This window comes from Alkalimonas sp., assembly GCF_020831925.1.
Classification (GTDB): Bacteria; Pseudomonadota; Gammaproteobacteria; order Enterobacterales; family Alteromonadaceae; genus Alkalimonas.
The window spans coordinates 121,120-134,976 of record NZ_JAFIFQ010000003.1 but is presented as its reverse complement, the minus strand read 5'-3'; the positions used below and the strand labels follow the sequence as shown (position 1 = coordinate 134,976).

14 protein-coding genes and 1 tRNA gene are annotated in these 13,857 nt (G+C 51.9%); 4 read left to right on the top strand and 11 right to left on the bottom strand.

The window, feature by feature from the left end:
• Positions 1–143: 143 nt before the first annotated feature.
• Positions 144–220 (bottom strand) — tRNA-Pro (locus tag JJU14_RS02275).
• Between the two features lie 234 nt (positions 221–454).
• Here JJU14_RS02275 and folD point away from each other — a divergent pair.
• Positions 455–1,315 carry a bifunctional methylenetetrahydrofolate dehydrogenase/methenyltetrahydrofolate cyclohydrolase FolD gene (gene folD / locus JJU14_RS02270; RefSeq protein WP_228610981.1) on the top strand — a complete coding sequence of 287 codons (861 nt, stop codon included), beginning with the start codon at positions 455–457 and terminating at the stop codon, positions 1,313–1,315.
• A 57-nt stretch (positions 1,316–1,372) separates the two neighbouring features.
• Here folD and JJU14_RS02265 read toward each other — a convergent pair whose 3' ends face one another.
• On the bottom strand, positions 1,373–2,944 hold the full coding sequence (locus JJU14_RS02265; RefSeq protein ID WP_228610979.1) for a PAS domain-containing methyl-accepting chemotaxis protein: 1,572 nt from the start codon (positions 2,942–2,944) through the stop codon (positions 1,373–1,375).
• Positions 2,945–3,136: 192 nt separating this feature from the next.
• Positions 3,137–4,534: a cysteine--tRNA ligase gene (gene cysS / locus JJU14_RS02260; RefSeq protein WP_228610978.1), complete on the bottom strand. Its 1,398-nt coding sequence runs from the start codon at positions 4,532–4,534 to the stop codon at positions 3,137–3,139.
• 120 nt (positions 4,535–4,654) lie between these two features.
• Between cysS and JJU14_RS02255 the strand changes: the two genes are divergently transcribed.
• Together JJU14_RS02255 and JJU14_RS02250 are read left to right on the top strand one after the other, a co-directional pair.
• The gene (locus JJU14_RS02255; RefSeq protein WP_228610977.1) at positions 4,655–5,149 is read left to right on the top strand and encodes a peptidylprolyl isomerase; all 495 of its coding nucleotides are present in this window, start codon (positions 4,655–4,657) and stop codon (positions 5,147–5,149) included.
• Positions 5,142–5,879 carry a UDP-2,3-diacylglucosamine diphosphatase gene (locus tag JJU14_RS02250; RefSeq protein ID WP_228610976.1) on the top strand — a complete coding sequence of 246 codons (738 nt, stop codon included), beginning with the start codon at positions 5,142–5,144 and terminating at the stop codon, positions 5,877–5,879. The genes JJU14_RS02255 and JJU14_RS02250 overlap by 8 nt, the downstream gene beginning before the upstream one ends.
• Before the next feature lie 58 nt (positions 5,880–5,937).
• Here the strand turns inward: JJU14_RS02250 and JJU14_RS02245 are convergent, their stop codons facing one another.
• Both JJU14_RS02245 and miaE read right to left on the bottom strand, forming a co-directional pair.
• Positions 5,938–6,108, bottom strand: coding sequence for a hypothetical protein (locus tag JJU14_RS02245; protein ID WP_228610975.1), 171 nt, complete (start codon positions 6,106–6,108; stop codon positions 5,938–5,940).
• 100 nt (positions 6,109–6,208) lie between these two features.
• Positions 6,209–6,982 (bottom strand): tRNA-(ms[2]io[6]A)-hydroxylase, encoded by a 774-nt coding sequence (gene miaE / locus JJU14_RS02240; RefSeq protein ID WP_228610974.1) that lies wholly within the window; start codon positions 6,980–6,982, stop codon positions 6,209–6,211.
• Positions 6,983–7,209: 227 nt separating this feature from the next.
• Between miaE and JJU14_RS02235 the strand changes: the two genes are divergently transcribed.
• A complete protein-coding gene (locus tag JJU14_RS02235; protein WP_091344554.1) occupies positions 7,210–7,809 on the top strand; it encodes a Yip1 family protein in 600 nt (199 codons plus the stop codon).
• A gap of 60 nt (positions 7,810–7,869) precedes the next feature.
• On the opposite strand, the gene purF is transcribed toward JJU14_RS02235, so the two are convergent.
• From purF to truA, 6 genes are all read right to left on the bottom strand, one after another.
• The gene (gene purF / locus JJU14_RS02230; RefSeq protein ID WP_228610973.1) at positions 7,870–9,387 is read right to left on the bottom strand and encodes an amidophosphoribosyltransferase; all 1,518 of its coding nucleotides are present in this window, start codon (positions 9,385–9,387) and stop codon (positions 7,870–7,872) included.
• 44 nt (positions 9,388–9,431) lie between these two features.
• Positions 9,432–9,920 (bottom strand): CvpA family protein, encoded by a 489-nt coding sequence (locus JJU14_RS02225; RefSeq protein ID WP_228610972.1) that lies wholly within the window; start codon positions 9,918–9,920, stop codon positions 9,432–9,434.
• 58 nt (positions 9,921–9,978) lie between these two features.
• Positions 9,979–10,647 (bottom strand): SPOR domain-containing protein, encoded by a 669-nt coding sequence (locus JJU14_RS02220; RefSeq protein WP_228610971.1) that lies wholly within the window; start codon positions 10,645–10,647, stop codon positions 9,979–9,981.
• Positions 10,644–11,933, bottom strand: coding sequence for a bifunctional tetrahydrofolate synthase/dihydrofolate synthase (gene folC, locus JJU14_RS02215; RefSeq protein WP_228610970.1), 1,290 nt, complete (start codon positions 11,931–11,933; stop codon positions 10,644–10,646). Before folC ends, JJU14_RS02220 begins: the two co-directional genes overlap by 4 nt.
• Positions 11,934–11,952: 19 nt before the next feature.
• Complete coding sequence (gene accD, locus JJU14_RS02210; RefSeq protein WP_091344562.1) at positions 11,953–12,813, bottom strand: acetyl-CoA carboxylase, carboxyltransferase subunit beta; 861 nt, start codon at positions 12,811–12,813, stop codon at positions 11,953–11,955.
• Positions 12,814–12,925: 112 nt separating this feature from the next.
• Entirely contained in the window at positions 12,926–13,765 is an 840-nt protein-coding gene (gene truA, locus JJU14_RS02205) for a tRNA pseudouridine(38-40) synthase TruA (protein ID WP_228610969.1), read from the bottom strand.
• Between the last annotated feature and the right edge of the window lie 92 nt (positions 13,766–13,857).

Below are 13,857 nucleotides of genomic sequence, written 5' to 3'. Positions count from 1 at the left end.
CCGTTGCTCTATCCAACTGAGCTACGGGCGCACATGTCAAACGCCTACGCGGGAGGATTTAGTGGTCGGTGATGCAGGATTTGAACCTGTGACCCTTCGAATCAAGAGTACCCAAACCAAGTGCACTACCACCACGTTAAAATTGGTCGGTGATGCAGGATTTGAACCTGCGACCCCTTGGACCCAAACCAAGTGCGCTACCAAGCTGCGCCAATCACCGACTTTGCTGCATCGCTGCAACGGGGCGGAATATTAACGCCCGGACAAGGTATCGTCAAACCTTTTTTTAGTCCGCCCCCCCGATTGCTGCTTATTTATACCAAGCGGCGGATAAAAGCCAAATCAGCATCTTGGCCATTACGTGAATGGCTATCTGCTGGATCAGCTGCAAGTATCTGGTCATCCGCCGGTGGGTATGAGAAAATAACAGCATTCACTTATGCTGAGAGAAGTTATGACCGCCCAGTTGATCGATGGTAAAGCCGTCGCCCAGTCGATAAAAGCCAAAGTTGCCGCAAAAGTCCAGCATCGCCTGCAGCAAGGAAAACGAGCCCCAGGTCTAGCCGTTGTTCTGGTCGGCCAGGATCCGGCATCCCAAGTTTATGTGGGTAGCAAACGCAAAAGCTGTGACGAAGTTGGTTTTCGTTCCTTTTCCTACGACTTACCAGCTGACAGTTCCGAGCAACAACTGCTGGATTTGATTGATCAACTGAACCAGGACCCGGACGTGGATGGCATCCTAGTGCAACTGCCGCTGCCGGCTGGGCTGGATGCGTCGGTGATTTTAGAGCGCATTCATCCACACAAAGACGTGGATGGTTTTCACCCTTACAATATCGGCCGACTGGCCCAGCGCATGCCAGCGCTCCGTCCCTGCACGCCCAAAGGCATTATTGCTCTGCTGGAGAGCACAGGCCAAAACATCAAAGGTCTGCATGCGGTGGTAGTTGGCGCCTCCAATATTGTCGGCCGACCAATGGGGCTGGAGCTGCTGTTGGCTGGTTGCACCACCACCATCTGCCATCGCTTTACCCGAGACTTGGAATACCATGTACGCCAGGCCGAACTCTTGGTGGTTGCCGTGGGTAAGCCCGACTTTATTCCGGGTGATTGGATAAAACCTGGGGCTTTGGTGATTGATGTCGGCATCAACCGATTGGATAGTGGTAAGCTGGTAGGAGACATAGGGTTTGCTGCTGCCGCAGAGCGTGCTGCTTATATTACCCCTGTACCAGGTGGTGTTGGCCCTATGACAGTCGCTTGCCTGATTGAGAACACGCTGGAAGCCTGCGAGCGCTATCACGACCAGTCTTAAAGCTAAAAAAAAACCGCAGCGGCTGCTACGGTTTTTTTTGCGAAGCAAAGGTTGGTGTTAACTCAGCCGGCTAAAGCGCTGTACCAAATCTTTTAAATCATGGGCGGTATCCTGCAAGCGGAACACACTGTCTGCCGCTTGCTGCCCCTTGCCAGTACTGTCTTGCGCCAACTCGGAGATACTGACTACCTGACGATTAATATCATCGGCCACATGTGCCTGCTGCTCAACAGCTGTCGCCATTTGCATCGCCATAGCCGCAATGCTGTTGATGGCCTGACTGATACCATCCAGCATTTTTTCGGCATCACCGACCATAGCGACCCCTTTATCCGCATCACCTTTCCCCGCCTCTGCGACCTGCACAGCGGCCTCCGCCTTGCGGGTCAGCTCGGTGATAATGCCATGAATGTCCTTGGTCGACTCGGTGGTACGTGCCGCCAGTTGCCGCACTTCATCGGCAACCACGGCAAAACCCCGACCTTGCTCACCGGCTCGCGCTGCTTCAATGGCGGCATTGAGTGCCAGCAAGTTGGTTTGGTCGGCAATTTGCTCAATGATCTGAGCCGCCTTGGCAATGCTGCTGGTTTGTGCCGCTAATTCCTGCACAGAGCTGCTGATTTGATTAACCGACTGCTGCAAATGCACAATGGCTCCCCGGGTATCACCGGCAATTTGCAAACCGGATTGCGCCAGCTTATCGGCATCATCCGCCTGAGAAGCGGTTTCCTGCACATGCACCGACACTTCAGCAATGGTGGTGGTCATCTCATTCATCGCCGTTGCCACCTGCTCGGTCTCCTGCTGCTGACGACCAATCTGTTCAATCGCTTGCTCTGAGGTGGTTTTAGCATCGCTGGAAAAATTAAAGACCCGCTCAGCAGCATCTTCAATCCGGGTCAGTACGGTATTTAAGTGCGCCTGCTCAGCCAGGATCGCCACTTCAAAAGATGCTTCTACCCCCTGACTGTCACTGTAGGACTGCATCGCCAGCGGATCACGAAAGGCCGACGGTAACAGCGCATCCAGCCGGCCAAGTCGTGCCTGGCATTGCCACTGGGCAATGACGTAGACCAGCACAGTGGTCAGCGCTAGGGATAGCGCCGCAGCACCAACGCCAAACAGCTGCCAGCAGCCAACTGCCAGCACTAAAGCCGCAGCCGGTGCCCAGCTCAGCTCTGCCCAACGCTTGGCTCGCGATAACAAAGGGTTGGTGGCCTTGCCTTCCCGAATACGTTGATACAAAGCTTCAGCCCGCGCAACATCCTCGCGGCTCGGGCAAACCCGCACCGACTCGTAACCAATGACTTTGCCGCCCTGATGCACCGGCGTGACATAAGCATTTACCCAATAGTGATCGCCATTCTTGCAACGGTTTTTCACCAGCCCCATCCAGGGTTTGCCACGCTTTAGGTAGGACCACATGGTCTCATAGGCCGCTGGTGGCATATCCGGGTGCCGCACAATATTATGAGGCTGGCCAATCAATTCCTCCCGGCTAAAACCACTGACAGCAACAAAAGCGTCGTTACAAAACTTGATAACGCCTTTGCTATCGGTGGCAGAAATCAGTTTCTGCTCTTTAGGATAGATCTTTTCCCGTTGGGTTACCGGCTGGTTATTACGCATGCAACTCCCTTAATCTAAGCTTGGATTTATTGTTCGAGATCAAAAGTATACCACTTATTGGGTATTTTACTGCTACGCACACAACTTTAGTTTAGCTAAAACGAAACAAGCCACCAGTTTTGCTGGTGGCTTTAAAAAAATGAAGCTAAGGCTCAACGACAAAAAGCCACAGCAGACTCTCAGCCGACTGGCTTAACTACGGCGCCAACTGGTGACACCGTTTTTATCTTCCAGCACGATACCCAGGGCGCTTAACTTATCGCGAGCTGCATCGGCAGCCGCCCAGTTTTTCTCCGCCCGGGCCTGATTGCGCTCGGCAATCAAAGCTTCGATGTCTGCCACATCGTCTTGCGACTGGCCTGCGGTACCGCCGCGTAAGAATGCCTCGGCATCGCCTTGCAAAATACCCAAAACGCCGCCCAGCATATGCAGCAGGCTGGCCAGTTGGCGCGCTTTGTCTACATCACTCTCTTTGCAACGATTGGCTTCGCGTGCCAGTTCAAACAGTACCGGCAAGGCTTCAGGGGTATTAAAGTCATCGTCCATGGCGTGCTGAAAACGCTCTACATACTGAAAGCTCAGTTCATCACTCAGTTCCACCTCTTCCGCCGGCGGCAACTCGCGCAGTACGGTGTATAAACGGCTGAGTGCCGCATGAGCCTGCTCGAGGTTCTCGGTGCTGTAGTTAAGCTGGCTGCGGTAATGACTGGACAGCAGGAAATAACGTACCGACTCGGCATTGTACTTGGCCAGCACTTCACGCACGGTAAAGAAGTTGCCCAAAGACTTGGACATTTTTTCTTTATCCACCTGCACCATACCAGTATGGATCCAGGTGTTGGCGTAGGCGCTGTCATGGGCGCAGGTGGACTGGGCAATCTCGTTCTCATGGTGTGGGAACTGCAAATCCGAGCCACCGCCATGAATATCGAAATGCGTACCAAGGTGGCAGGCACTCATGGCCGAACATTCAATGTGCCAACCTGGCCGGCCCTTGCCCCAGGGCGACTCCCAGCTGGGCTCGCCCGGCTTGGCAGACTTCCATAACACGAAGTCCAGCGGGTCGTCTTTGCTGTCGTTGACATCAACCCGGGCTCCGGCTTGCAGCATATCCAGATTCTGTTGGCTCAGCTTGCCATAAGCATCGTACTTGCTGACATCAAACAGCACATCACCATCCTTGCTGACATAGGCATAACCTTTGTCTTGCAGCGTCTGAATAAGCTCAATGATCGGCTGCATATGGCCGGTAACAGTTGGCTCAATATCGGCTGGCAGTAAGCCAAGTGCTTCGAAATCTTCGTGCATGGCCTTGGTAAAACGCGCCGTTAGTGCATCGCAACTTTCATTGTTCTCGGCCGCCCGCTTGATGATTTTGTCATCCACATCGGTGATATTGCGCACATAAGTCACATCATAACCGGAAAAACGTAAATAGCGGTTGATCACATCAAAGGCGACATAAGTACGGGCATGGCCGATATGGCAGTAGTCGTAGATCGTGATACCACAAACATAAAGACCCACTTTGCCTTCGACCAGTGGCTGAAACGTCTCTTTGGTTCGGGTAAGGGTATTGAAGATCTGCACTCGGGACTCCTGCCTGGTCAGTAAACGAAAGCGCTAGTTTAGCATCGCCAGTGCCTCTAGCGCTATGTCACAGCAGGCAAAAAAAAGTTACAATGTATTTTTTCTTTGCAGGAGCAAATCATGGTTCAGTTACATACCAATTATGGCGTCATTACGCTGGAACTCTTTGCCGACAAAGCACCAGCTACGGTAGAAAACTTTTTAAGTTATGTGAAAGACGGCTTTTTTGATGGCACCATTTTTCACCGGGTGATCCCAGGCTTTATGGTTCAGGGTGGCGGCTTCACCAGCGATATGCAGCAAAAGCCAACCAAAGCTGCGATTAAAAACGAAGCCAACAACCAGGTGGCCAATACCATCGGCACCATTGCCATGGCCCGCACCTCGGATCCACATTCAGCCACCTGCCAGTTTTTTATCAATGTGGCAGATAACGACTTCCTGAACTTTCGGGCAGAAAACAGCCAGGGTTGGGGCTACTGCGTGTTTGGTAAAGTCACTGCCGGCATGGATGTGGTGGAAAAAATTACCGCTGTGCAGACCGGTCGGCATGGTCCTCATGCCGATGTGCCGACCGAGCCGGTGGTGATTGAGCGCGCCGAGCTGAATGATTAAGCCACACACGCTGTTTATTGCAGATTTGCATTTAAGCGCTGAGCGAGCCGATATCACCAGCGCTTTTCTGCAGTTTCTCAAACAGGATGCCGTGAAAGCTGATGCGCTCTATATTTTGGGCGATTTGTTTGAAGTCTGGATTGGCGATGACAATCCGGAGCCGTTGCTGACCGGGGTAGCCCAGCAGCTGAAACAGTTAAGCCAGCAGGTGCCGGTGTACTTTATTCATGGCAATCGGGACTTTCTGCTGCGTCAGCGCTATGCGAAACGTGCCGGCATGCAGTTGTTACCGGCGCAACAGGTGATTGAACTGTACGGTACCCCTACCCTGATTATGCATGGCGATAGTCTCTGTACTGCCGATATCAAGTACCAGCAGTTTCGTCGCTGGTGGGATCAGCGCTGGTGGCAAAACCTGATGTTGTCGTTACCGCTTTGGTATCGCCAGCGTCTGGCCAAAAAGGCCCGGCGTAAAAGTGCGGCTTATAAAGCCACGCTATCTGGTGATGCCAATCAAATTATGGATGTCACACCAGCAGAGGTGGTGCGGGTGATGAATGAGGCGGGTGTTCGTCATCTGATCCACGGTCACACCCACCGGCCTAAGGTGCATCAGGTGCCCTTAGCGCAGGGTGCAGGCAAACGCTATGTGCTGGGTGACTGGTACCAGCAAGCCAGCTATCTTAAGGTCAGTGCCGACGACTGGCAGCTGTACTTTCAGGATCTGTAAGGCACCAGCTATAAGACCCTGAACGCAAAGCAACCACCCGTCGGAACTGGCGACTAACTTAGTTGTAGCCGAGGATAGCGGTTGGCTCTAACTCTGGCCGCTCACTAAAAGGTTTATTACCGGCCAGCAAGGACGGTGCCTCACCGAAGTGACCACGCGTTGGCTGGTACTGATCATTGCTTTGATTGACGTTGCGGGCAGCGTCTTGCGGTTGTTGCAGTGCATTCATGGTGTGTCTCCTTCACCTTTAGCGTATACAAGCATCATAATCCATCGATGCTGAAGCTAAGCTTAATCGACAGCTGGTTATTTTTCAAGCAACACACTACTTAAGCAGCAGCCGGCACCCCGCTATGAAAACGAAACTCGGCAGCGGGCTGCAGAATAAGTTCTGCTTCAATCGCTGCCAATTGCTGCACCCGCTGAGCAATCGGCTCCGGGCTAATATCTGCTGCCAGCTGCAGATAATCCTGGTAATGGCGTGCTTCTGAGCGCAGCAAAGAGATGTAGAATCGCTGCAAGTCGTCATCAAGCAAGGGGGCTAAAGCGGCAAAGCGTTCGCAGGAGCGTGCTTCAATCAAGGCACCGATGATCAGCTTATCAACCAGCAAGCCAGGATCACGACTACGGACATGGCGCAATAAACCCGAGGCATAACCAGCGGCGCTCAGGGGTTGCATCTCGATGCCTCTTTGGCGGATAAAAGCCAGCACCTGCTCAAAATGGTGCAGCTCTTCTTTGATCAGCCGCACCATCTTCTCCAATACCTGCTGCTGCCAGGGCGATGTGCCCTTAGCAGTGAGTTGGCCGATCAGCGTATTTTTACTCTGGCTGAAGTTGCCATCGCCTACTTTGCGATAAACAAAATCCTCGTAGGGCCTGAGCCAGCTAAGCAAAGCCCGGGCTGACTCATCATCAGTGGCATAACGGCGAATCAGCAAGGCCGCACTTTGCGCGGCTTTTAATTCACAGTGCATATGGTCAATCAGCAAAGCCGGTAACTGATCCGGTAAGGCAGCCTGTTCAAGCCATGCATTTGGAGTGCGGCAATGCAGAAACTGGTGGATAGGTGCCAGCAAGTCGGCAAGTTCAGCAGTATTCATTCAGGTACAAAGAAGCTCTGGGAAAAAGGCATTATAGCGATTTAGACCCGGCGCAACCAGCGTTCTGGCCTGAAGACCTGATCCGGATCAAATTTTGTGCAACATGACTTGACGGCCGGACTAAATTTGGCCATAACTGAACTATACCTAGGAGGTACTCTGGTATAACCCAATTGGTACAACAGTGCTGATTGTAAAAGACGTAGGCAGTGTGAAGGATAATAATTATGATATTGAACCACCTATGGGGACTGTATGCCCACCCGAAAGAAGAGTGGCATACCATCGACCAGCGCCATGAAAGTTTTCGTTACAGCCTGGCGCATATATTGATTATTGCGCTTATTCCATCCATCTGTGCTTATTACTCAGCCGTACATATTGGCTGGAGTATTGGCGTGGGTGATACCATTAAGCTCACAGCAGATAGCGCTCTGATGCTGTCGGTTGCCATGTACTTTGCTTTAATTGGTGGTGTTTTTGCACTGGCATTTCTGGCGCACTGGATGGCGCATACCTTTGGCTCTGAGCCAACTTACACCCAAACTCTGGAGCTGGCAGCTTACACCTCAACGCCGCTGTTTATGGTTGGTTTTGCCGCCTTGTACCCAGAGTTGTGGTTTGTGATGCTGGTAGGTCTGGCAGGCCTCGCGTACTCAGTCTATCTGCTTTATGTGGGCGTGCCTATTCTGATGCATATCCCAGAAGAGCGTGGTTTTATTTACGCCAGCTCGGTAGTAACCTGTGGACTCATTTTACTGGTCTGCGTGCTGACCGGCACCGCCATTTTGTGGAGCTCCGGCTTTGGGCCCGCCTTTACGCACTAGCTGAGTTGTTCGAATAAAACAAAAGCCGCAATTGCGGCTTTTGTTTTATTGCGGCGGGTATTAATCCGCTTCGTTGTAGGTTTCCAGATTGGTTGCCATCGCCATGGCGGCATTGCGATTCTTGGCACCATCGCTGCGCTGTTGATCCAGCCGGTTCAGGTAATCCTGATCGATGTCGTTGGTGACATAAACACCGTCGAATACCGAGGTTTCAAAGCGCTTGATCTCCGGATTCACGGTACGAACCGCAGCAATCAAATCTTCCAGTGACTGGAAGATCAGACCATCCGCGCCAATGTTCTCACAAATACTGTCGACATCATGACCATGCGCAATCAGCTCATTGGCCGATGGCATATCGATGCCATACACATTGGGGAAACGCACTTCCGGTGCGGCGGAAGCAAAGTATACTTTCTTGGCACCGGCATCACGCGCCATCTCAATGATTTGCTGTGAAGTGGTTCCGCGCACGATGGAATCATCTACCAGCAATACATTCTTGCCTTTAAACTCTTGCTGGATGGCATTTAATTTGCGGCGCACTGATTTTCTGCGCTCTACCTGGCCAGGCATAATAAAAGTACGGCCGATGTAACGGTTCTTCACAAAACCCTGCCGGTAAGGTAAGCCCAGCTCGTGGGCAATTTGCAGTGCAGCGTCATTGCTGGTTTCAGGGATTGGGATCACCACATCAATGTCCAGCTGGCTCCACTCACGTTTAATTTTCTCGCCCAACTTGGTGCCCATGGCTACCCGTGAGGCATAGACTGAGATATTGTCTATGGTCGAGTCTGGCCGGGCAAAATAGACATACTCGAAAATACAAGGACTGTAGCCCGGGTTTTCGGCACACTGCTGGGTGAACAGCTCACCATCCTCGGTAATGTAGACAGCTTCGCCCGGATAGACATCACGCATCACCGTAAAGCCATCCGCATCCAAAGCCACGCTTTCAGACGCCACCATGTATTCGATGCCGGCTTCCGTCTCACGCTTACCAATCACTAAAGGACGAATACCATTTGGATCGCGAAAGGCTACCAGGCCATGACCGATGATCAGTGACACCACCGCATAGCCACCCCGGACTTTGCGATGCACAGCGGTAACCGCCTGAAACACATCTTCTGCGGTCAATGACAAGGTATTGTTCTGTTGCAGTTCGTGGGCAAAGACATTCAGCAGAATTTCGGAGTCCGAGGTGGTATTAATATGACGCCGCGCCCGGCGGAAAATTTCTTCGGTCAGTTGCTCCGAGTTGGTCAGGTTGCCATTGTGCGCCATAGCAATGCCAAAAGGGCTGTTGACATAAAACGGCTGAGCTTCGGCGGTACTGGAGGAGCCAGCCGTCGGGTAACGGACATGACCAATGCCAATATTGCCTGACAAGCGCAGCATATGGCGGGTATGAAACACATCTTTCACCAGGCCATTCGCTTTACGCAAACGCAGGGTGTTGTTATCCACCGTCACGATGCCAGCGGCATCCTGGCCCCGGTGTTGCAACACCGTCAGGCCATCGTACAGCGCCTGGTTGACCGGATACTTACCAACAATACCAACAATACCACACATGGAATTTTCCTCGCCTCAAACTAATAACCCACGACAAACAGGTATTAGGGCTGTTGCATAAAACTCGAGTGATTCTGCAAATAATCGAAGAACCACTCAATGATAAATCGGAACTCGGGGATCAATAGCGAGCTCTGCCACCAATCGGTTTTGCCGGCACCGGTGAAAGCATCTACAAAAAACAACACAGCGCTGACTAACAATACGCCGCGCAAAGCACCAAAAATAAGACCCAGCACCCGATCGGTTCCACTTAAGCCTGTGGATTGGACCAGTTTGCTGATAAGAAAGTTGACTAAAGCTCCCAGGATCAGGGAGCAGACAAACAGAATGGCGATAGCCAGAGCATTGCGCAGGATTTCATCATCCAGGCTGGTAAAATAAGCGGCCAGATGCGGGTAATAATAACTGGCAATAAAAAAGGCAAGGATCCAGACGATCAAAGAAACCGCTTCTTTGACAAAACCGCGCACCAGACTGATCACTGTTGAAAGCGCGATGATAGCCAGAATGACAAAATCAATCCAAACCATGAAATACCAAAGGATGTCTGATCACGGCGCGCATTCTACCAAAGTCACCGTCCCTTGCCTAATTATTTTCCAGCGGCTGATAGTTGCTGATCACCAGACGATCATCCCGGGCAATAGCCCTGAGCTCTGCTAAACGTTGCTCCAGTGCTTCGCGGCGCAGATCCGGCCCAACGAAAACACTTGTCAACTGCACACCTTGGTTGTTGGTTACCTGACGGGTATAGGTACGAAAGCCAGCATCATTCAAGCGCTTTACCAGCTCTTCGGCATTTTGAACCCGCCCAAAGCTGCCAACACGCACCGTCCAGGCCCGCTCAGTGAAGCGTTGCGAAGCACTGTCCGCGGTTTCAGACGAAGAGGTCGCCGGACGTTCAGTGCCAGATTGACTGACTTGAGTTTCCCCCACCGTGACCTGAGCATACGCTTGCGAAGGCAGCTCCTCATTGCCAGTGCTAGCTTCCTGTGCTTTTGCCGCCACCTTATCCGCATCCGCAGGTTCAATATCGACCACTGGCTGCGCTAGGGCTTGTTCACGCTGGGCTATCACTGCAGCGCTGTCAAGCAGCTGCTGCTCCTGCACTCCCTGAAACTCAGGCCGGGCTGGAATTTGCTCGAAATCATCTTTCAGCACCTGTTTTTCACCATCCAGTAAGTCTGGTAAAAAAACCACGGCTGCAATCATCAAAATGCAGGCGCCCAGTAAGCGTTGTTTAAAAGCTCTTGTCATTTCGCCTCCGGTAAAGCGGTAGTCAGGCCAAGTACCGCAGACACAGTAACAAATGAGCCGAACACCAGCAATAAATCATCCTGCTGCAACTGCTGCATACTCTGCTCAAAACCACTACGAACATCGTCAAAACAACTTATAGCACTGCTGGCAGGAAGAATGTCCTGCAACAGCTCCGCAGCGGCACCACGAGGCCCCGGCAAGGTAACCAAAGCCCACTGGTCGATCAGTTCAATCAATGCATCCAGCGCGCCGGGCTTTACTTTATCACGCATCATACCGCAAAGCGCCACTAGTCGGCGGTTGCCAGCTTGCAATGATCGCAGCTGCTGTGCCAAGTACTGAATAGATTGAGGGTTGTGAGCCACATCCACCAACACGGCCGGATGCTGCTGCAACCATTGCATGCGACCAGCCAGGGTTACGCCTGCCAACGCCTTTCGAATGCGGGCAGACTCTTCAGGCAACAAACCGAGTTGCTGTACAGCCATCAGGGCTGTCGCTGCATTTTGCAATGGGATTGACAGTAACGGCAACTCTGACAGTGTGATAGTACCACTTTGCCAGTTCCAACCAGCTTGCCCAGCTTGCCAGTGGTAATGCTGATCAGCCCGCAGTAGCTGAGTGCCAAGAGTGGCAGCGACTTCAAGTACACTGGCAGGCAATTGTTGTTCAGCCACCACCGCCATCCGATTTGTGCGGAATACCCCGGCTTTCTCACGGCCAATGGCTTCCCGGTCTGGACCTAGCCAGTCCTGATGATCCAGATCGATGGTAGTAAGTATACTCAGCTCCGGTTCGACAATATTGGTCGCATCGAGGCGCCCACCCAAACCGACTTCAATCAGCGCTACATCCGGCTGGTAGTCTTTGATCAAATAAAAAGCAGCCAGGGTAGTAAACTCAAAATAGGTCAGCTCTATGTCCTGGCGCAGCTGCTCGATAAATGCCAAGGCTCTCACCCAGTCGGCATCGGTGGCATCCTGTAGATTAAAACGCAAACGCTCGTTAAACCGCAGTAAATGTGGAGAACTGTAAACAGCAACCGTCAAACCCTGCGCCAGCAGCAATTGCTCGATGCAACGTGCTGTGGTGCCTTTGCCATTGGTGCCGGCAATCAACACCACCCGGCCAGGTAACTGCTGCAAACTCGCCCGCTCAGCCACCTGACGCACACGCTCCAGGCCAAGTTCAATTTTATGTTGAGGGTGTTGCTGCTCAATAAAGCAAAGCCAATCGTCCAGTGTCTGGCACGATTGGCTGGTAAGGGAGGTTAAGGTGCTCATAGGTCCCTGAGCAGTTGAGTTACTCCTGTTCTGGAGCTGGCAACTGCATAAATTTAGCCACAAGTCGGGCAATTGTATCGCGCATTTCGCGGCGGTCAACAATCATATCGATGGCACCATGATCCAGCAGGAACTCACTGCGCTGAAAGCCTTCAGGTAGCTTTTCCCGTACCGTTTGTTCAATTACCCGCGGGCCGGCAAAGCCAATTAGCGCCTTTGGTTCACCAATGTTGATGTCTCCCAGCATGGCAAGGCTGGCCGATACTCCACCCATGGTAGGATCCGTCAAGACAGACACATAGGGCAAGCCCTGCTCACTTAACTTGGCTAAAGCTGCACTGGTTTTGGCCATTTGCATTAAAGACAGCAAAGCTTCCTGCATCCGGGCACCACCGCTGGCAGAGAAACAGATGTAAGGTACTTTGTGTTCAATCGCATACTCAACGCCTTTAACAAACTTAGCGCCAACCACCGATGCCATTGAGCCGCCCATAAAATTGAATTCAAAGGCTGAGGCAACTACAGGCATGCCTTTGAGCTGGCCATGCATAACCAACATGGCATCTTTTTCACCGGTTTCTTTTTGCGCTGCGGTGATACGATCCTTGTAGCGTTTGCTGTCTTTAAATTTCAGCAGATCCTGTGGCTCGAGATCAGCCGCCAGTTCAGTGGCTGTGTTGGTATCGAGAAACATGGTAAGACGATCGCGAGCACTGACCCGCATATGATGATCACACTTCGGGCAAACGCCAAGCTGTCGATCCAGATCAGCCTTGTACAAAACGGCATCACAGGCCGTGCATTTGGTCCAGACGCCTTCAGGAATGTTGCGGCGTGCAGAAGTCGAAGTTCGGGGAAGGATCTTTTCTAACCAACTCATATCGATTCCTAATCGGCTTGCGGTGAGCACACCACAAAGCCTTGCTTATTTGGGCTTAAATGCACCGAAATTCTGAAAAACGGTGGCTATTAAAGCATAAAAACGGCGCATGTTAATATAAAAAACTGGTCTTAGTAGTCAGTCCAGTTGCGCCGACCAAATCCAGTTGTGCTGGTAAAAACAATGGGCCCGGCTCAGTGACTGGTAACTGAAACTCTGGAGGATAGTCTACCGCGACCAGATACAGACCACCAGCTTTGGCTGTTGCCGCTGCTTTGGTTCTATCTTTGCCAGCGAGCAATTCTGCCAACCAATGGACTGACTGACGCCCCATACCAACCTCTAACAAAGAGCCGGTTATGTTGCGCACCATATGATGAACAAAGGCATTGGCTTTGATATCCAACACCACATAGGGCCCAAAACGATGAACATTTAAATGATGTACAAAACGGTTTGGGCTTTTCGACTGACATTGAATGGCTCGGAAAGCGCTAAAATCGTGCTCCCCTAGCAAGCACTGGCCGGCCTGATGCATCTTTTCTGCGTCCAGCGGCTGATGGTAATGGCTTAAGCCAGCTTGCAAAATAGCAGGCCGGTATTGCTGGTTTAAAATGATGTAGCGATACCGCCTGGCGGTAGCAGAAAAGCGAGCATGGAAACCATCCGGTACCTGTTTGGCCCAGCGCACACTGATGCCTGCGGGTAAGTGGCTATTGGTCCCCATGATCCAGCCTTTATCCGATCGTGATGCGCTGCTATCAAAATGCACAACCTGGCCAGTGGCATGGACGCCTGCATCCGTCCTGCCAGCACATTGAGTTAGAATGCCTTCGTTGGCTACCTTGGACAAGGCCTGTTCCAAATGCTGCTGCACACTCGCGACTTCCTGCTGGCGTTGCCAGCCATAAAAAGCCGAGCCATCGTATTCAATACCAAGCGCAATCCGCATGCATACCTCATTAAGCCACATAAAAAACCAGGCGCAGCGTTCAACTAGCCTGGTTTTATATAAAGAGGCATTATACCAACCCGAGTAGTCGC